Here is an 18743-nt window from a genome sequence, read left to right on the forward strand (position 1 = left end):
TGAAACGGACCCAGGGTCCGTATCGTACGGGACGGAGCACCCATGACCACGGACACGACACCGGCACCGGCACCGGCACCGGCGGACCTGTACCGCCACGGCCTTCGACTGCTGCTGGACAAGGACATCGACGGCTGGGTCGGCCTCTGGGACGAGAACGGGATCTTCGAGTTCCCGTTCGCGCCGGACGGCTGGCCCAAGCGGCTGGAGGGAAAGGCCGCGGTCGCCGACTACATGCGCGGCTACCCCGACCACATCGACCTCCACGACTTCCCGTCCGTCGAGATCCACCGGACCACCGTCCCGCAGACCATCGTGGTCGAAATGCGCGGGGTGGGCCGGCTGGTGCAGACCGGCAGCCCCTTCGACATGACCTATATCGCCGTGGTGACCGTCGCCGACGGGCTCATCACCCACTACCGCGACTACTGGAACCCACTCACCGTCCTCCAGGACCCGACGACCGTCTTCACCGGGAGCAACTGATGGCCACATCCGGCACCACCCTCGTCATCGGCGCGACCGGCACCACCGGCAGCCGTGTCACCGCCCGGCTCGTGGCCGGCGGACACCGGGTCAGGGCGGCCGGCCGTCGCGCCACCCCCGTGGACGGCGCCGAGGCCGTCCGCTTCGACTGGGACTCCCCTGCGACCTTCGGCGCAGCCCTGACCGGCGCCGACCGCGTCTATCTGGTCCCACCGCCCGGCTCGCCCGATCCGGCCGCCGTGATGCTGCCCTTCCTGCGGCAGGCCCGTACGGCAGGTGTGCGCCGCGCGGTGCTGCTCAGCTCTTCGGCGATCCCGGCCGGCGGCCCGGCCGTCGGGCAGGTGCACCAGGCGCTGCCGGAACTGTTCGGTGAATGGGCCGTGCTGCGGCCCTCCTGGTTCATGCAGAACTTCACCGGCGACCACCTCCACGCACAGAGCATCCGGGACCGCGGGACCATCGAGACGGCGACCGGCGACGGCCGCGTCGCGTTCGTGGACGCGGACGACATCGCCGCCGTCGCCGTACACGCGCTGACCGACGCCCAGGCCCCCAACACCGATCTGGTCATCACCGGGCCCGAGACGCTGAGCCACCGGGAGATCGCCGACCTGATCACAGAGATCACCGGCCGGAGCGTCACCCACCGGCAGCTGAGCCACGAGCAGCTGCGGGAACGGCTGACCGCCGTCGTCCCTGCCGGCTTCGCCGAACTGCTCGCCGGCCTGGACCGGGCCATCGCCGAGGGAGCCGAGGACCGCACCACCGAAACCGTCCAGCGGCTCACCGGCCGCCCACCGCGCGACTTCCGTACGTTCTTCCGTACGGCCTTCCGCACGTGCGCGGAGCACGAGTTGGCGTGACGCGCGGGTACGGGCGCGTCCTCAGTAAGGTGTGCGCGCCGCCTCAGGAAGGTGTCCGCGCCGCTGCCGCCAGCAGCCGGGCCGTGTCCTCCGTGCAGAGCTGGAGTGCGCCGCCGACCGTCGCGAGCACCTCGCGCTCCGCCGGGCTGTACGGGCCGTCGGCGAGGGCGATCCGGGCGCCCTGGAGCAGGATCGACTCCCGGCCCACCGGGGCGAGATGCGGCGCCAGCGGCTGCAGCGACTCGTGCAGCTCGATGGTGAGCGCCGCCCCGCACGGCTCGGTGTCCGTGACGAACCGGCCGGTGTCCGCGGCGAGCGCCTCGACCAGGGCGGTGAGCTGCTCCTCGGTGCACTCGTCGAATCCGGCGGCCCGGACCGTGGAGACAGCGGTCTCGACCACCGCGTGGGAGCCGGTGCCACCCGCGGTGAGGACGGCGAGCGTCACGGTGTGGACGGCGTCGCGCAGCATCGCCGAGAAGCGCGTCGTGGTCGGGCGGTCGAGGGTGTCGGTGGAGAACTGCGTCCAGCAGGCGGCGCATTCGACCACCGGGCCGGTCCGGCCGCGCGAGAGGAGTGGCAGGCCGAGCACGGTGAGCCTGCGGCGGCCTGTCAGGCGGCGGTAGTTGCGGTCTCCCCCGCAGTCCGCACAGAAGAACTCGCCGTCGCCGACCGTGTCCCAGGAGGTACGGACGGCCCAGATGATCGACTTCTTGCCGCTTCGTCCACGGACTGACAGCACGGCTCACCTCCGTAACACCGGCAACGCTCCGTTGCGCTGCGCTCCACCACGCCCGTGTCCCCCGGTTGTTCCGTTGGACACGGGGCCGCCATGTGGACGTGATGTTAGCCACATCGATGATGCGGCGTCAGCACCCTGACAGGAGATGGCTTGGTCCCGACCATCGCCGAGAGCGACGGGGACCCGGGAAGGGAGAGGTCAGAAGCGTTCCGCACGGCCGGGGCCGCCGAAAAACCGACGGCGGGGCCGTACCCGTAAGAAGAATCTGCGGGACGGCCCCGGTCGGGCGGAGCGTGGTGCGGGAGTGGGCGGCGGGGCCCAGGGGTCAGCGGGCGGCCCTGTTCACCGCGGAGACGACCGCCTTCAGCGAGGCACGTGTGGTGTTGGCGTCGATGCCGATGCCCCACATGACCTTGCCGTCGATCGCGCACTCGATGTACGAGGCGGCCAGCGCGCTCGCGCCCTCGCTCATCGTGTGCTCCTGGTAGTCCAGCAGCCGGGCGTCCACACCGGTCTCGGACAGCGCGGCGAAGAAGGCCGAGATCGGACCGTTGCCGGTGCCCGACAGCGCCGTCTCGACCCCGTCCACAACGGCCTCGACAGTCAGGGTGTCCCTGCCGTCGGTGTCCGTCGTGGTCTGGCCGGAACGCAGCTGGATCCGGCCCCAGCGGGTGTCGCCGTCGACGGAGCTGGGCAGGTACTCGTCCTGGAAGATCGCCCAGATGTCCTTCGGCGTGACCTCGCCGCCCTCGGCGTCGGTCTTCGTCTGGATGATCTTCGAGAACTCGATCTGCATCCGGCGCGGCAGGTCCAGCTTGTGCTCGTTCTTCAGGACGTACGCGATACCGCCCTTGCCGGACTGCGAGTTGACCCGGATCACGGCCTCGTACGAGCGGCCGACGTCCTTGGGGTCGATCGGCAGGTACGGGACGGCCCACTCGATGTCGTCGACCGTCTTGCCCTGGGCGGCCGCGTCGGCCTCCATCGCGTCGAAGCCCTTCTTGATGGCGTCCTGGTGGGAGCCGGAGAAGGACGTGTAGACCAGGTCGCCCGCGTAGGGGTGGCGGGGGTGGATCTCCATCTGGTTGCAGTACTCGGCGGTGCGGCGCACCTCGTCGATCTGCGAGAAGTCGATCTGCGGGTCGACGCCCTGGCTGAACAGGTTCATGCCCAGCGTCACCAGGTCGACGTTGCCGGTGCGCTCGCCCTGCCCGAACAGACAGCCCTCGATACGGTCGGCGCCCGCCATGATGGCCAGTTCGGCGGCGGCGACGGCGGTGCCGCGGTCGTTGTGCGGGTGGACGGACAGGCAGACGAACTCGCGGCGCGACAGATTGCGCGACATCCACTCGAAGCGGTCCGCGTGCGTGGACGGCGTCGAACGCTCCACGGTGGCGGGCAGATTGAGGATGATCTCGCGTCCCGCCTCGGGCTGCCAGACGTCCATGACCGCCTCGCAGACCTCCAGGGCGAAGTCCAGCTCGGTGTCCGTGAAGATCTCCGGGCTGTACTGGTAGCCGAAGCTCGTCTCGGGGCCCAGGATCTTCTCGGCGTACTCCATCACCAGACGGGTGCCGTCCACGGCGATCTGCTTGATGTCGTCCTTGGAGCCACGGAAGACGACCCGGCGGAAGGTCGGCGCGGTCGCGTTGTAGAGGTGCACGGTCGCGCGGTGCGCGCCGCGCAGCGACTCGACGGTGCGCTCGATCAGGTCCTCACGGGCCTGGGTCAGGACGGAGATGGTCACGTCCTCGGGGATCGCGCCCTCTTCCTCGATGATCGAGCGTACGAAGTTGAAGTCGGTCTCGCCGGAGGCCGGGAAGCCGACCTCGATCTCCTTGTAGCCCATCTTCACCAGCAGGTCGAACATCTCGCGCTTGCGGGCCGGCGACATGGGGTCGATCAGGGCCTGGTTGCCGTCGCGCAGATCGGTGGACAGCCAGCGGGGGGCCTGGGTGATCCGGTTGTCGGGCCAGCTGCGGTCGGGGATCTCGACGGCTTCGTACTGGCCGTACTTGTGCACCGGCATTCCGGAGGGCTTCTGCATCCGGGTGGCGTTGGTGATCGGCGTGGGGTGCGACATCTGCGTAGGGCTCCTCGGGATCCAGCGGGGGAAGGCCGACTGTGCCGCTACAGCACCAGACTCCGCGGGGAGGGGGTCGACCTACGACTACAGGCCCTCGCCGCGGCAGCTAAGGAGAAGCAGCCCGAAACGCATGATGTTCCGCAGCCTAGCCCAGCGGCACCTGGAACGCCGCTCCCGTATCAGTATGCGGGACACCCGGCAGTCACCGTCGGCGCGGTGCCGGGTCACTCTTTCTCGTCAATCACCGTCGCAACCAGTGACAACTTCCTTACGCAGTGCCACATTCGGAGACATGACTGACACTCCTGAGATGACTGGCACCACTGGCCCGACCGGCCCGACCACTCGTTCCGTCTTCTGCTCGATCATTCCGCCGCACATCCTCAGCAAGCTCGCCGAAGCCGAGGACCCGGAGCTCTCCGGTCCGGCCCGCCGCACCCTTGAGGCGGACGACTCGCACCGCAGCCGGCGCCGGACGGCTGTGGCCGCCACCGTGCGCGACACCGGCGGCGTATCGGGACCGGCCGACCCGGCGCCCAGGACACCGAAGCGGACCATCTACGACGCCGGGCACGGCACCCAGCTGCCCGGCACCAAGGTCCGCGCGGAGGGCGCGCAGCCGGGCAAGGACGCGACGGTCAACCGAGCGTACGCGGGCCTCGGCGCCACCTTCGAGCTGTACCTCAAGGCGTACGGGCGGTATTCGATCGACGGCAAGGGGCTGGCGCTCGACGCGAGCGTCCACTACGACCGGAAGTACAACAACGCCTTCTGGGACGGCAGCCAGATGGTCTTCGGCGACGGTGACGGGCAGATCTTCCTCGACTTCACCATCCCGGTGGACGTCATCGGCCACGAACTCACCCACGGCGTCACGCAGTACACCGCGAACCTGGCCTACTCCGGCCAGTCCGGTGCGCTCAACGAGTCGGTCTCGGACGTCTTCGGCTCGCTCATCAAGCAGTACGCCCTGGGCCAGACCGCCGACCGGGCCGACTGGCTGATCGGCGCCGGCCTCCTGGCGCCGCGCGTCTCGGGGGTCGCGCTGCGCTCGATGAAGGCGCCCGGCACCGCGTACGACGACGATGTCCTCGGCAAGGACCCGCAGCCCGGGACGATGAAGGGGTTCGTCAGGACCACCGACGACAACGGCGGGGTCCACGTCAACTCCGGTATCCCCAACCACGCCTTCTACCTGCTGGCGGACGCCCTGGGCGGCAAGGCCTGGGAGCGGGCCGGGCAGATCTGGTACGACACCCTGACCGGCGGCGACCTGCCGGCCGACGCGAGCTTCGCGGACTTCGCCCGGCTGACGGTCAAGGCCGCCCAGGCACGCTTCGGCAGCGGCGACGAGCAGGAGGCGGTGACCAAGGCGTGGTCCACGGTCGGCGTCCCGACCGGCTCGTAGGAGGCCGATCGCGTAACGGACCGATCGCGTAAGAGGCAGATCGTGGGTAGACAGGTCCCATGCGTATCCAGGTAAGGCGCACGGGAGGCTTCGCCGGTATCGAGCGCCGGGCCGAGGTGGACACCTCGGCCCGGCCCGATGCCGGCGAGTGGCACGAGCTGGCCGAAGAGGCGGTGGCGGCGGGCCACGACGCACCGCCCCAGGGGGTGCCCGACGGGTTCAACTACCGGATCACGGTGGACGACCGGACGGTGTACTGCACGGACCCGCGGCTCAGCGAGGCGCAGCGGTCGCTGATCTCGCGGGTGCTGAAAGAGGGTGCGTAGCGGGCCGGTCGTAGTGGGCGGGGCGTAGCGGGCGGGGTCCGTCCGCGCCGGAATCAGCGGTTCAGAACCCGAGCTTCCGCAGCTGCTTCGGGTCCCGCTGCCAGTCCTTCGCCACCTTCACGTGCAGGTCAAGGAAGACCGGTGTGCCGAGCAGCGCCTCGATCTGCTTGCGGGACTTCATGCCGACGTCCTTCAGACGGGCGCCCTTGGGGCCGATGATGATGCCCTTCTGGCTCGGCCGCTCGATGTATACGTTCGCGTGGATGTCGAGCAGCGGCTTCTCCGCGGGCCGGTTCTCGCGGGGCAGCATCTCCTCGACGACGACGGCGATGGAGTGCGGCAGCTCGTCCCGTACGCCCTCCAGCGCGGCCTCCCGGATCAGCTCCGCGACCATCACCATCTCGGGCTCGTCCGTGAGGTCGCCCTCCGGGTAGAGCGGGGGGCTCAGCGGCAGCAGCGGGGCGATGAGGTCGGCGAGGAGCGAGACCTGCTGGTCACCGACGGCGGAGACCGGGATGATCTCGGCCCATTCGAAGCCGAGTTCCGTGGCGAGCTGGTCGATGGCGATGAGCTGCTCGGCGAGCTGCTTGCCGTCGACCAGGTCGGTCTTGGTGACCACGGCGATCTTCGGGGTCTTCTTGATCCCGGCCAGTTCCTTGGCGATGAACTTGTCGCCGGGGCCGAGCTTCTGGTCGGCGGGGACGCAGAAGCCGATGACGTCGACCTCGGCCCAGGTGGTCCGTACGACGTCGTTGAGCCGCTCGCCCAGCAGCGTGCGCGGCTTGTGGAGGCCGGGGGTGTCCACCAGGATCAGCTGGGCGTCGGGGCGGTGCACGATGCCGCGCACCGTGTGGCGGGTGGTCTGCGGCCGGCTGGAGGTGATCGCCACCTTCTTGCCGACGAGAGCGTTCGTGAGAGTGGACTTGCCCGCGTTGGGGCGGCCGACGAAGCAGGCGAAACCGGCCCGGTGGGCTGCTTCGGATGACTGGGTGTGAACGCTCATGGCGCCCATTCTCCCCGATCGTCCGGTGGACGCCGACCAGGTGGCCCCGCGGTGAGTTCCCGGTAACCGTCCCGCGACACGAAATACGGACGAAACACGGGTGCAGCCGTGTGGAAACGCGAAAGCGGGAACCTCTACCGCAACGTAACCGGAGAGGTGACCCCCCTGTGACGCATGCGACGCCTGCGACACCCCTGCCACCGCTGACCACCCTGGCCGCCGGTATCGACAGCGGCGACACCGCCTGGCTGCTCGCCGCGACCGCGATGGTGCTGCTGATGACGCCCGGCCTCGCACTCTTCTACGGCGGGATGGTCCGCACCAAGAGCGTGCTGAACATGCTGATGATGAGCTTCGTGTCGATCGCGCTCGTCACCGTGGTCTGGCTGCTTGCGGGCTACTCGCTGGTCTACGGCCCCGACGCGTTCGGCGGCCTGATCGGCGGGCTCGGCCATGCCGGGATGGCCGGTATCGGCCCGGGCAGTGTGCACGGCTCCGTGCCGACGCTGCTCTTCGCCACCTTCCAGCTCACCTTCGCGATCGTCACGGCCGCGCTGATCAGCGGGGCCATCGCGGACCGGGCGAAGTTCGGCGCGTGGCTGGTCTTCGTCCCCGTGTGGACGCTGCTCGTATACGTCCCCGTGGCGCACTGGGTCTGGGGGCCCGGCGGCTGGATCCTCAGCGATCTGAAGGCACTGGACTTCGCGGGCGGTATGCCGGTCGAGATCGTCTCGGGCGCTTCGGGGCTCGCGCTCTGTCTGGTGCTCGGGCCGCGGCTCGGCTTCAAGAAGGACTCGATGCGCCCGCACAACCTGCCGATGGTGGTGATGGGCGCGGGGCTGCTCTGGTTCGGCTGGTTCGGCTTCAACGCGGGCTCGGCGCTCGGCGCCAACGGGCTGGCGGCGGCCGCCTTCCTGAACACCCTCGCCGCCGGCTGCACCGGCCTCCTCGGCTGGCTCTTCGTCGAACAGAAGCGGGACGGCCACCCGACCACGCTGGGCGCCGCGTCCGGCGCGGTGGCCGGGCTGGTCGCGATCACCCCGTCCTGCGGTGCGGTCGGGCTGGTCGGGGCGCTGGTCGTCGGGCTCGCGGCCGGGGTGCTCTGCTCGTACGCGGTCGGCTGGAAGTTCCGGCTGAACTACGACGACTCCCTGGATGTCGTCGGGGTGCACCTGGTGGGCGGGGTCGTCGGGACGCTGCTGATCGGGCTGTTCGCGACCGCGGGAATGACGGGCGGCGCGCGGGGGCTGCTGTACGGCGGCGGGCTCGGCCAGCTGGGCCGGCAGAGCGCCGGCGTGCTCGCGGTCGCGGTGTACGCGTTCGCCGTGACGTACGGCATCGGCAAGGGAATCGACCGGCTGACCGGCTTCCGGGCCGACGAGGAACACGAACAGCAGGGCCTCGACCTGACGGTGCACGCCGAGAGCGCCTACGATCACGGCGTGCTGGGCCACGGAGCCCCGCTCTCCGCCTCCGTGCTGCAGAAGGTCAAGCCATGAAGCTGGTCACCGCGGTCGTCAAGCCGCACAAGCTCGACGACGTCAAGACCGCCCTCCAGGAACTCGGGGTCAACGGCCTGACGGTCACCGAGGCGAGCGGATACGGCAGGCAGCGCGGGCACACCGAGGTCTACCGCGGCGCCGAGTACCGCGTCGATCTCGTCCCGAAGGTCCGGATCGAGGTGGTCGTCGGCGACGAGGAGAGCGAGGCGGTCATCGACGCGGTGGTACGGGCCGCCCACACCGGCAAGATCGGTGACGGCAAGGTCTGGGCCGTGCCGGTGGAGACGGTCGTACGCGTCAGGACGGACGAGCGCGGCCCCGACGCGCTCTGAGACACGACCGCCGCACACCGAGACATGACCACCGCGCTCCGAACATGGCCGCCGCACTCCGGACATGACCCGCCACCGCGGCCGGCGGCACCCGGGAGAAAGTCGAAGCGGTTCAGCCCGCCGTGACCGTCGTCCGCAGGGTGCCGTCGGGGCCCGCCAGCAGCACCGGGGTACCGGCTCCGCCCAGGTCCTTCACCGCGGCACGGTCCTCGTCGGGCACCTCGCCGGCGGCGCTGACCACGGCGGCGGCCTCCAGCGACTGCGCCCCGCTCGCCACCGCCATCGCGACGGCGGTCCGCAGCGCCGAGAGCTTCAGCGAGTCGAGCTCGACGCTGCCCGCGACATACGTACGCCCGGTCTCGTCCCGTACTGCGGCCCCCTCGGGCACCCCGTTACGGGCCCGGGCGCTGCGCGCCAGCGTGATGATCTTGCGGTCCTCGGCGTCCGGGACCTGAGCCCCGGCCGCCGGACCGCCCGTACCGCTGCCCGTACCGCTGTCTGCGCTGTTCGCTGCGTCGTCGCTCATGGGCAGAGCATAAAGAGCCCGCACCGGTCAGTTGGCGACCGGGTACATCGAGCCCCTGCGGCCCTCGGGCGACGCCAGCCACTGGAGCTTGGCCTCCGTCCCCGTGTCGGGCAGCGGGGTGTGCAGCACGATCGCCAGATCGGGCCGGGCCGGGACCCTCAGCTGGGTGGACTCGACGAACAGCGTCCCGACCACCGGATGCTCCAGCTCCTTGCGGACCTGCCCGCCCGGCGCGATGTCCCGGCGCTCCCACAGCTCGGCGAACTCGGCGCTGCGCTCCTTCGCCTCGGTGACGACCGCCTGGAACCCGTCGTCGTCGGGGCACTCCGAGCAGGCGGCCCGGAACTGCGCGACCACCTGGTGCGCGATGGACTCCCAGCCCTTGGCGCGGGCCCGGTAGACGGGGTCGGTGAAGAACGCGATCAGACAGTTCTGCACGAGGCCGGGGCGCATGGCCAGCGTCATCGCCGCAGCGTCGTTGTACATGATCGTGTTCCAGTACTGGTCCATGATGTGCGCCGGGAACGGCATCCACGCGTCGATCAGCCGCTTCAGCCCGTCGCACATGTCGACGTTGGCCGGATCGACCTCCTGCGGCGGCGGGTTCAGCCCGGCCAGCACATAGAGATGGCGGCGCTCGGCGCTGCTCAGTTTCAGCACCCGGCCCACCGAGTCCAGGACCTGCGGCGACACCGTGATGTCCCGGCCCTGCTCAAGCCACTGGTACCAGGAGACGCCCACCCCCGCGAGGACGGCGACCTCCTCGCGCCGCAGCCCCGGTGTACGCCGCCGGCCGCCGCCGTCGGGCAGCCCCGCCTCGGCCGGAGTGATCCTGGCCCGCCGGCTCATCAGGAACTCCCGCAGCTCACTGAGCCGGTGTGCCTTGGTGCCGGGCCTGGGCCCTTCCGCCCCGCTCTCGATCGGACTCGCCACTACATCTCCCCCTGTACGGCTGCCTGGTGGTGCGGCCACCAGCATAAGTACCCGCTCCCCACGATTGTTCCCGGAGCCCGAAGCTCGGGACATGGCGATCGATACCTCACCCGCACTCACCCCGACTCCCGCCCCACCAGCAGCCGACGACCGGCTCACCGGCCGGGCCAGGCTCGTCCTGCTCGTCCTGTGCGCGGCCCAGTTCATGGTGGCGCTCGACTTCTCCGTACTCAACGTGGCGCTCCCGGTGCTCGGCCAGGACCTGGGCATGACCCGGGCCGGGCTCCAGTGGGCCGTCACCGCCTTCGCACTGCCCTCCGGCGGCTTCCTGCTGCTCTTCGGCCGGATCGCCGACCTCTTCGGCCGGCGCAAGCTGTTCCTCACGGGTCTCGCCGTCTTCGGCACGGCCTCGCTGGTCGCGACCTTCGCCTGGAACCAGGAGGTCTTCCTCACCGGCCGGGCCCTCCAGGGTCTGGGCGCCGCGGTCATCGTGCCGACCGGGATGTCCCTGCTGACCACCACGTTCCCCGAAGGCCCGCAGCGCGACCGGGCGCTGGGCATCAGCGGCACCCTGCTCTCGCTCGGCTTCACCGTCGGCATGGTGCTGGGCGGCGTCCTGACGGACACACTGGGCTGGCGCTCGACCATGGGCCTGCTGGGCGCCGCAGCGGTGATCGTGCTCGCCCTGGCTCCCCGGCTGCTCACCGAGTCGCGCCACTCCGAGCGGCCGCGGCTCGACATCCCCGGAGCGGTGACCGTCACCGGCGGGCTGCTCGCGATGATCTACGCACTGTCGACGGCGGCCCAGCGCGGCTTCGGCCACGCCGAGGTCCTGGTGTCGCTGGTACTGGGCATCGCCCTGCTGGCCGGCTTCGTGGTCGTCGAATCCCGCGCCGACGCCCCGCTGGTGTCCCTGCCGATGCTGAAGCGGCGCACCGTGGCCTGGGGCAACCTGGGCGGGCTCATCACCTTCTCGATGATGTCGACGGTGGTCTTCGTCCTGACCCTGTACCTCCAGGAGGTCCTGCACCTGTCCAGCTTCCGGACGGGGCTGGTCTTCGGTGTCCAGGGCCTGGCATCGGTGGCCGCCGGAATGGCCGCCCCGAAGGTCATCGGACGGTTCGGTGCCCGCCGGGTGCTGGTCGGTTCGCTGCTCGCCCAGGGCCTGTTCATCGCCACGATGGTGGGACTCGGCGCCCACTCGGGGGTCTGGCTGGCCACGGTCGCCGTCTCGGTGGCCAGCATGGCCCACCTGGGCGCGATCATCTCGTACGGGCTGACCGTCACCTCGGGTGTGCCGGACGCCGAACAGGGCCTGGCCACCGGGCTCGTCACCACCACCCAGCAGGTCGGCATCACCATCGGCATCCCGCTGCTGGGGGTCCTGGCCACCACCCGGACCGACCTCTTCGACGGGGTGCGGACCGTGCTGGGCATCGCGGCGGCGATCCTCGTCGGGACCGCGGTGCTGGTGGCGGCGGGGCTCAGCCGGCGCAGCCGTGACCGCGGCCGCACCGCTTGAGAGGCCTTGGGGGTCAGGCGCGGTCGAGCCGCAGGCGCTCCGCCTTCGGCAGACCGGCCACCACCAGGTCGTACGAATCCTCGATGAGCTCACGGACCAGACGGTCGGGCAGCGGCCCGACCGTCACCGTGTTCCAGTGGCGCTTGTTGAGATGCCAGCCGGGGACGACCGCCTCGTACTCGGCGCGCAGCCGGACCGCTTCGTCCGGGTCGCACTTGAGCGAGATCTGCAGCGGGTCACCGTCGAGGTGGCTCAGGGCGAAGACCTTGCCGCACACCTTGAACACCGAGGTCTCCGGACCGAACGGGAACTCCTCGGCCGCGGCGTTGAATTCCAGGCAGAACGCCCTGAGCTGCTGCGGTGTCATCCCGCTGCCTCCTCCACATCGGCGACCGGCTCGGCCAGCACGGTCACGATCTTGTTCCGGCGGCCCGCGGGGGACTCGGCGGTGAGCCGCAGCCGCCTGCCGTCCGGCAGGTCGACGGTCGCGGACGCTCCCGCGATCGGCACCCGGCCGAGAGCCTTGGCCAGCAGACCGCCGACGGTCTCCACGTCTTCGTCGTCGTACTCGTCCAGGCCGTACAGCTCGCCCAGATCCTCGATGTCCAGGCGGGCGGTGACCCGGAAGCGGCCCTCGCCCACGTCCTCCACCTGCGGCAGCTCACGGTCGTACTCGTCGGTGATCTCGCCGACGATCTCTTCGAGGATGTCCTCGATGGTGACGATGCCCGCCGTGCCGCCGTACTCGTCGATGACGACGGCGACATGGTTGCGGTCCTGCTGCATCTCGCGCAGGAGATCACCGGCGTTCTTGGTGTCGGGCACGAAGACGGCGGGGCGCATCGCAGTGGAGACGAGGTCGGTCTCCGCGTCCCGGCTGATGTGGGTCTTCCTGACCAGGTCCTTGAGGTAGACGACGCCGACGATGTCGTCCTCGTTCTCCCCGGTCACCGGGATCCGCGAGAAGCCCGAGCGCAGCGCCAGCGTGGTGGCCTGACGGATCGTCTTGGAGCGCTCGATGCAGACCAGGTCGGTGCGCGGGACCATCACCTCACGGACCAGGGTGTCGCCCAGCTCGAAGACGGAGTGCACCATCCGGCGCTCGTCGTCCTCGATCAGCGACTCCTGCTCGGCGAGGTCGACCATGGCGCGCAGCTCGGCCTCGGACGCGAACGGGCCCTTGCGGAAGCCCTTTCCGGGAGTCAGCGCGTTACCGATGAGGATCAGCAGCTGCGGGACCGGGCCCATCACGCGGGCGAGCGGCAGCAGCACATAGGCGGCAGCGGTCGCCGTGTTCAGCGGGTGCTGGCGGCCGATGGTGCGCGGCGAGACGCCGACGGCCACATAACTCACCAGCACCATCAGGGCGATGGCCAGCGCCAGCGCCTGCCAGGTCTCGGACAGCTCCTGGAGGCAGACATAGGTGACGAGGACCCCGGACGCCATCTCGCAGGCGACCCGCACGAGGAGCGCCACATTGAGATACCGGGTCGGGTCGGTGGCGATCTGCGCCAGCTTCTCGCTGCCGCGCCGCCCCGACCGTACGGCCTCGGCGGCCCGGAAGCTCGATGTACGGGCGATACCCGTCTCGGCGCAGGCCGCCAGCCAGGCGACCACGACCAGCGCGACCGCACCGACGATCAGCTGCGCGGTCATGAGACGGTCGGCGCCGGTGAGGGGCCGGTGTGTCCCTTCTCCGTCCGCCAGCCGTCGACGATCGCGGCCTGGAGGCCGAACATCTCGGCCTTCTCGTCGGGCTCCTCGTGGTCGTAGCCCAGCAGGTGCAGCACCCCGTGGACGGTCAGGAGCTGGAGCTCCTCGTCCATGGAGTGCTGCGTCGGGGCTTCCTCGCCCTGCTGCTTGGCGACCTCGGGGCAGAGCACGATGTCACCGAGGAGCCCCTGCGGAGGCTCCTCGTCGTCCTTGGCCGGCGGACGCAGCTCGTCCATCGGGAAGGACATGACATCCGTGGGACCCGGCAGGTCCATCCACTGGATGTGCAGTTGCTCCATGGCCTCGGTGTCCACGACGATCACGGACAGCTCGGAGAGCGGGTGGATCCGCATCCGGGTGAGGGCGTAGCGGGCGATGTCGAGGATCGCCTGCTCGTCGACCTCGGTTCCGGACTCGTTGTTGACGTCGATCGACATGGGGCCTGCTGACTCTTTCGGTCTGTGCCTACAGCCGTTTCCGGCTGTCGCGCTTCTCGCCGGCGCGCTTCTCGCCGCCGTGTTTCTCGCTGTCCTGCTTCTGGTTGTCGTGCTTCTCGTACGCGTCGACGATACGGCCGACGAGCTTGTGCCGGACGACATCCTCCGTGGTGAGCCGGGAGAAGTGCACGTCGTCGATGCCCTCCAGGATGTCCTGCACCTGACGCAGGCCGCTCTTCGTGCCGCTCGGCAGGTCGACCTGGGTGACGTCACCGGTGACGACGATCTTCGAGTCGAAGCCGAGGCGGGTGAGAAACATCTTCATCTGCTCGGCGCTGGTGTTCTGCGCCTCGTCGAGGATGATGAAGGCGTCATTCAGAGTGCGGCCCCTCATATAGGCCAGCGGCGCCACCTCGATCGTCCCCGCCGCCATCAGCCGGGGGATCGAGTCCGGGTCCAGCATGTCGTGGAGCGCGTCGTACAGCGGGCGCAGATACGGGTCGATCTTGTCGAAGAGCGTGCCGGGGAGGAAGCCGAGCCGCTCCCCCGCCTCGACGGCCGGGCGGGTCAGGATGATCCGGCTGACCTGCTTGGACTGCAGGGCCTGGACCGCCTTGGCCATCGCGAGGTACGTCTTGCCGGTGCCCGCCGGGCCGATGCCGAAGACGATGGTGTTCTTGTCGATGGCGTCGACGTACCGCTTCTGGTTGAGCGTCTTGGGGCGGATCGTGCGGCCGCGGCTGGACAGGATGTTCTGGGTCAGGACCTCGGCGGGGGTCTCGCCTCCCGGCTCGCCCTCGCCGTTCTCGCTGGCCCGGAGCATGGCGATCGAGCGTTCCACAGCGTCCTCCGTCATCGGCTGCCCGGTGCGGAGCACCAGCATCATCTCGTCGAACAGGCGCTGGATCAGGGCGACATCGGCCGCCGCTCCTGTGGCACTGATCTCATTGCCCCGGACATGGATATCGGCCGCCGGGAACGCCGTTTCGATCACGCGCAACAGCGAGTCGCCCGAGCCGAGCAGCATCACCATGGGGTGTGCGGCCGGGACCGTGATGTGGGCACGCGCCTGCGGCTGTGTAGGTGTCTGAGTCATGGGCCGGCCCTCGGGCCTGCGCATACCTCCCGTTGCAGGGTTCTCGCTGCTCGACAACCTCTGGATCTCCAAGCCTACGACGCCGCACTGACAACGCCAGGGTTTTTACGGCGTGCGGAAGCCGATCGTCGGCACGGCCCGGCGCAACGGCCAGGAACGGGCCGCCGCGGGCAGCAGTTCCTCCAGGAAGGCGTACCGGCGCAGCGCGGCCCGGTCCTGGCCCGCGCAGGTCCGCACCTGCTGCCACCAGGCGGCGACCTCGGCCCAGCCGGGTGCCGAGAGCGAGCCGCCGAACTCCTGGACCGAGAGCGCCGCCGTGAGCCCCGCGAAGGCCAGCCGGTCGGCGAGCGGCCAGTCCGCCAGCGTCCCGGTGACGAAGCCCGCGACGAAGACGTCGCCCGCGCCCGTCGGGTCGAGTGCCTCGACCTCGATGGCGGGCACCGAAGCGGCCTCGCCGGTGGATCCGTCCACCGCGTACGCCCCCTCTGCACCCAGTGTGACGACGGCCAGCGGGACCTTCTCGGCGAGGGCGTGGGCCGCGGCGCGCGGGCAGTCGGTGCGGGTGTAGCGCATCGCCTCCTCGGCGTTGGGCAGGAACGCCTCGCAGTGCTCCAGGTCGGCGAGGCACCCCAGGTCCCAGCGTCCGGTCTCGTCCCAGCCGACGTCGGCGAAGACCTTCGTACCGCGGTCGGCGGCGTGCAGCACCCACTCCTCGCGGCTGCCGGGCCCCAGTGAGGCGATGGCGGCGCGGGCGCGCGGCGGGCAGCTGGGGTAGCTGCTGAAGGGGGGTGGTGCCTCGTGGCCGTGCGAGACCATGGTGCGCTCGCCCTCGTACGCCATGGAGACGGTGACCGGGGAGTGCCAGCCGGGCACGGTGTGGGAGCGCGACAGGTCGATCTGCTCGCCCTGTTCCAGGGCGTCCCAGCAGTACTCGCCGTAGTGGTCGTCGCCGAAGGCCGCGGCGAGCGAGGTGTGCAGCCCGAGCCGGGCCAGCGCGGTGGCCATGTTGGCCACCCCGCCGGGGCTCGAACCCATGCCGCGCGCCCAGGACTCGGTGCCGCGCACCGGTGCGCTGTCGAGGCCGGTGAAGATGATGTCCAGGAAGACCGTGCCGGTCAGATAGACGTCACAGGGCGGATCGTCGGGACGGCGGGTCTCCTTCAGCGGGTCAAGGGCGGGCTCGGCAGGAATGGCCACCGTATGCTCCAACGGGTCGCGAACTGGCCAACGGTGCGGTTGGAGACCAGTCTGCACCACGGGTTCGGCAGGAGCGCGGACATGCCCCGGGCTGCGGCGTCCGACGGTGGCCGTGCCCGCCCGCTCAGGCTGCCGCGGGCGTGCCGCCCTGACCTTGTCGTTGCGCCCGCCGCCCCCGGTGGTTCACCAGCGGGGCAGCACCGGGGACGTCCAGTCCTCGTAACCCTTCGCCTTGCGCATCGCGGTGACGTCGTCACGATCACGCATGGTGCCGTCGTCATCGGCCCAGCGCCGGTGCAGCGCGGCGAGCTTGTCCCGGTCGAGTTCGACACCGAGACCGGGGGCCTCGGAGACCGGGAGGCAACCGTCGGTGAAGACATGGCGGTTGGTGATCACGTCGTCGGTCTGCCACGGGTAGTGGCTGTCGCAGGCGTAGTCCAGGTTGGGCACGGTGGCCGCGACATGGGTCATCGCGGCGAGGCTGATGCCCATGTGGGTGTTGGAGTGCATGGAGAGCCCGACGCCGAACGTGCGGCAGATCGCGGCAAGTTCACGGGTGGCGTGCAGTCCGCCCCAGTAGTGGTGGTCGGAGAGGACCACCTGGACCGCGTCGGTCAGGAAGGCCGCACGGATCTCCGGGACCGTGGTCACGCACATGTTGGTGGCGAGCGGCACGTCGGTGCCCGCGGAGACCTCCGCCATGGCGGCGGTGCCGGGGGCCGGGTCCTCCAGGTATTCCAGTACGCCGGCGAGCTCGGCGGCGACCTTCAGCGAGGTCTGCGGGGTCCAGCCGCCGTTGGGGTCGAGCCGCAGCGGGTGGCCCGGGAATGCCTCGGCCAGGGCCTTCACCGCGGCGATCTCCTGGTCCGGCGGGAAGACGCCGCCCTTGAGCTTGAAGGAGGTGAAGCCGTAGTCGTCCACGAACCGCCGTGCCTGCGCGACGATGCCCGCCGGGTCCACGGCCTCGCCCCAGGTGTCGGACTCCCCCGCACCGTCCGGGTGTTCGGCCCAGCGGTAGAAGAGGTACGCGCTGTACTCGACCGCGTCGCGCACCTTCCCGCCGAGCAGCGCGTGCACCGGCAGGCCCTGGACCTTGCCCAGTGCGTCGAGGCAGGCCACCTCGAAGGCGGAGAAGACCGAGAGCCGCAGTTTGTCCGCGGTCTGGACGCCGCGGAGCCCGCCCACGTCGACCGAGTCGTCCACCCGTGCGCCGCCGATGCCCACGTGCTGGGCGAGTGCGGCGAGGCCGTTGAGGTCGGCGATGGACCGGCCCGGCAGCAGTTCGGCGTAGGGCCGGGCTATGTCCAGATACCTGGTGTCGCCGTAGGTCTCGCCGACACCGCTGACCCCGTCCGCCGTGACGATCTCGACGACGAGCCGCGGGGTGTAGGGCTGGTGCACGCCCTGCACATTGAGCAGTGGCGGGTCGGAGATCAGTACCGGGGTGAGCCGTACCTCGGCGATCGTCAGGTCGCGCGGGGTGTTCGGTGTCATCGTGTCGCTCCTACGAGGTCGAGTCCGGCGGTCAGCAGGGTGTCCAGGGCCGCGAGGTCGTCGGGGCCCGGGTCGGTCAGGGGTGCGCGCACCGGGCCGACCCGGTGGCCACGCAGCCGGGCGGCGGCCTTGACCAGGGAGACGGCGTAGCCGGGGACCCGGTCGCGGAGCTCGACCAGCGGGACGTAGAAGCCGCGCAGCAGCGCGTCCAGGCGTGCCTGGTCGTCCGTGCGCAGGGCGGTGAAGAAGGCTCCGGCGATCTCGGGGGCGAAGGCGTGGACGGCGGAGGAGTAGGCGGGGACGCCCACGGTGGCGTAGGCGCGGGCCTGCATCTCGGCGGTGGACGCGCCGTTGAAGAAGAGGAAGCCGTCCGGTGCGGCGAGGGTCAGCCGCTGGAGCCGGTCGAGGTCGCTGTGGCCGTCCTTGAGCCCGATGACGCCGGGTACGGCGGCGATGCGGCGCAGCGAATCGGCGGTGAAGGCGACTTGGCCGCGCTGGTAGGCGATGAGGGGCAGCCGGGTGCGGGCGGCGATCTGCTCCAGCTGTGCGACGAGTCCGTCCTGCGGGGCCGCCACGAGGTAGTGCGGGAGGACGAGTGCCGCGTCGGCGCCCGCCTCCTCTGCGATCCGGGCGAATCTGACGGCCTGCGCCCAGCCGTATCCGATGCCCGCGACGACGGGTGTCCGCCCGGCGGCCGCCTCGACGGTCGCGGTGACGACGCTGCGGTACTCGTCCTCGTCCAGCGAGAAGAACTCTCCGGTGCCGCAGGCCGGGAAGACCGCGCCAGGGGCGGCGGCCAACTGGGTTTCCAGGTAGGCCCGGTACCCGTCGATGTCGAGCTCTCCGCCGTCGGTGAAGGGGGTCAGCGGGAAGGAGAGGACCCCGCGGGCCATGCCTTCCCGGAGCCGCGCCACTGCCCCGGCCGCTTCAGCCGATCGCGGACCGGCACCCGTATCCGTCCCTGGGCCGGTCCCCGTGTTGGTCCCCGTGTCCATTCATGTCTCCGTATGTAGATGGCGTCCATGCATGGGAATGGACAGTAGGTACATGAACGGGAGGCGTCAAGGGTGCCGACCGACC

General features: G+C 70.4%; 19 protein-coding genes. 7 read left to right on the top strand and 12 right to left on the bottom strand.

Annotation, left to right across the window (positions count from 1 at the left end):
- The first annotated feature begins 42 nt into the window (after positions 1–42).
- On the top strand, positions 43–486 hold the full coding sequence (locus tag OHB13_RS10730; RefSeq protein ID WP_328376908.1) for a nuclear transport factor 2 family protein: 444 nt from the start codon (positions 43–45) through the stop codon (positions 484–486).
- A complete protein-coding gene (locus OHB13_RS10735; protein ID WP_328376909.1) occupies positions 486–1349 on the top strand; it encodes an NmrA family NAD(P)-binding protein in 864 nt (287 codons plus the stop codon). The genes OHB13_RS10730 and OHB13_RS10735 overlap by 1 nt, the downstream gene beginning before the upstream one ends.
- Positions 1350–1392: 43 nt before the next feature.
- Here OHB13_RS10735 and OHB13_RS10740 read toward each other — a convergent pair whose 3' ends face one another.
- Both OHB13_RS10740 and leuA read right to left on the bottom strand, forming a co-directional pair.
- Complete coding sequence (locus OHB13_RS10740; protein ID WP_266857171.1) at positions 1393–2088, bottom strand: TerB family tellurite resistance protein; 696 nt, start codon at positions 2086–2088, stop codon at positions 1393–1395.
- Between the two features lie 325 nt (positions 2089–2413).
- Positions 2414–4171, bottom strand: coding sequence for a 2-isopropylmalate synthase (gene leuA / locus OHB13_RS10745; RefSeq protein ID WP_328376910.1), 1758 nt, complete (start codon positions 4169–4171; stop codon positions 2414–2416).
- A 313-nt stretch (positions 4172–4484) separates the two neighbouring features.
- Between leuA and OHB13_RS10750 the strand changes: the two genes are divergently transcribed.
- Positions 4485–5582, top strand: coding sequence for a M4 family metallopeptidase (locus OHB13_RS10750; RefSeq protein WP_328376911.1), 1098 nt, complete (start codon positions 4485–4487; stop codon positions 5580–5582).
- A 59-nt stretch (positions 5583–5641) separates the two neighbouring features.
- Positions 5642–5908, top strand: coding sequence for a protealysin inhibitor emfourin (locus OHB13_RS10755; protein WP_266857166.1), 267 nt, complete (start codon positions 5642–5644; stop codon positions 5906–5908).
- A 61-nt stretch (positions 5909–5969) separates the two neighbouring features.
- On the opposite strand, the gene era is transcribed toward OHB13_RS10755, so the two are convergent.
- Entirely contained in the window at positions 5970–6920 is a 951-nt protein-coding gene (era, locus tag OHB13_RS10760; protein WP_401599987.1) for a GTPase Era, read from the bottom strand.
- Positions 6921–7078: 158 nt separating this feature from the next.
- Here era and OHB13_RS10765 point away from each other — a divergent pair, with 158 nt between their 5' ends.
- Both OHB13_RS10765 and OHB13_RS10770 read left to right on the top strand, forming a co-directional pair.
- Complete coding sequence (locus OHB13_RS10765) at positions 7079–8410, top strand: ammonium transporter (protein WP_406068495.1); 1332 nt, start codon at positions 7079–7081, stop codon at positions 8408–8410.
- Positions 8407–8745: a P-II family nitrogen regulator gene (locus tag OHB13_RS10770; protein WP_266857161.1), complete on the top strand. Its 339-nt coding sequence runs from the start codon at positions 8407–8409 to the stop codon at positions 8743–8745. Before OHB13_RS10765 ends, OHB13_RS10770 begins: the two co-directional genes overlap by 4 nt.
- A 112-nt stretch (positions 8746–8857) precedes the next feature.
- On the opposite strand, the gene OHB13_RS10775 is transcribed toward OHB13_RS10770, so the two are convergent.
- Complete coding sequence (locus OHB13_RS10775) at positions 8858–9271, bottom strand: cytidine deaminase (protein ID WP_328376912.1); 414 nt, start codon at positions 9269–9271, stop codon at positions 8858–8860.
- Between the two features lie 27 nt (positions 9272–9298).
- Positions 9299–10120 carry a helix-turn-helix transcriptional regulator gene (locus tag OHB13_RS10780; protein ID WP_266861086.1) on the bottom strand — a complete coding sequence of 274 codons (822 nt, stop codon included), beginning with the start codon at positions 10118–10120 and terminating at the stop codon, positions 9299–9301.
- Between the two features lie 175 nt (positions 10121–10295).
- On the opposite strand from OHB13_RS10780, the gene OHB13_RS10785 reads away from it, so the two are divergent.
- On the top strand, positions 10296–11726 hold the full coding sequence (locus OHB13_RS10785; protein ID WP_328376913.1) for an MFS transporter: 1431 nt from the start codon (positions 10296–10298) through the stop codon (positions 11724–11726).
- Positions 11727–11739: 13 nt separating this feature from the next.
- On the opposite strand, the gene OHB13_RS10790 is transcribed toward OHB13_RS10785, so the two are convergent.
- The 7 genes from OHB13_RS10790 to OHB13_RS10820 all read right to left on the bottom strand — a co-directional run bounded on the left by OHB13_RS10790 (position 11740) and on the right by OHB13_RS10820 (position 18556).
- Positions 11740–12093: an MmcQ/YjbR family DNA-binding protein gene (locus OHB13_RS10790; protein WP_266857155.1), complete on the bottom strand. Its 354-nt coding sequence runs from the start codon at positions 12091–12093 to the stop codon at positions 11740–11742.
- A complete protein-coding gene (locus tag OHB13_RS10795) occupies positions 12090–13382 on the bottom strand; it encodes a hemolysin family protein (RefSeq protein ID WP_266857153.1) in 1293 nt (430 codons plus the stop codon). Before OHB13_RS10795 ends, OHB13_RS10790 begins: the two co-directional genes overlap by 4 nt.
- Positions 13379–13876 (bottom strand): rRNA maturation RNase YbeY, encoded by a 498-nt coding sequence (gene ybeY / locus OHB13_RS10800; RefSeq protein WP_266857151.1) that lies wholly within the window; start codon positions 13874–13876, stop codon positions 13379–13381. Before ybeY ends, OHB13_RS10795 begins: the two co-directional genes overlap by 4 nt.
- Positions 13877–13904: 28 nt before the next feature.
- Positions 13905–14972 (bottom strand): PhoH family protein, encoded by a 1068-nt coding sequence (locus OHB13_RS10805; protein WP_266857149.1) that lies wholly within the window; start codon positions 14970–14972, stop codon positions 13905–13907.
- A gap of 105 nt (positions 14973–15077) precedes the next feature.
- Positions 15078–16163 (bottom strand): carbohydrate kinase family protein, encoded by a 1086-nt coding sequence (locus OHB13_RS10810; RefSeq protein ID WP_266861084.1) that lies wholly within the window; start codon positions 16161–16163, stop codon positions 15078–15080.
- 189 nt (positions 16164–16352) lie between these two features.
- Complete coding sequence (locus OHB13_RS10815) at positions 16353–17663, bottom strand: glucarate dehydratase family protein (RefSeq protein WP_266857147.1); 1311 nt, start codon at positions 17661–17663, stop codon at positions 16353–16355.
- Positions 17660–18556 carry a 5-dehydro-4-deoxyglucarate dehydratase gene (locus OHB13_RS10820; RefSeq protein ID WP_266857145.1) on the bottom strand — a complete coding sequence of 299 codons (897 nt, stop codon included), beginning with the start codon at positions 18554–18556 and terminating at the stop codon, positions 17660–17662. Before OHB13_RS10820 ends, OHB13_RS10815 begins: the two co-directional genes overlap by 4 nt.
- Between the last annotated feature and the right edge of the window lie 187 nt (positions 18557–18743).

The sequence above is a fragment of the Streptomyces sp. NBC_00440 genome (assembly GCF_036014215.1).
Lineage (GTDB): Bacteria > Actinomycetota > Actinomycetes > Streptomycetales > Streptomycetaceae > Streptomyces.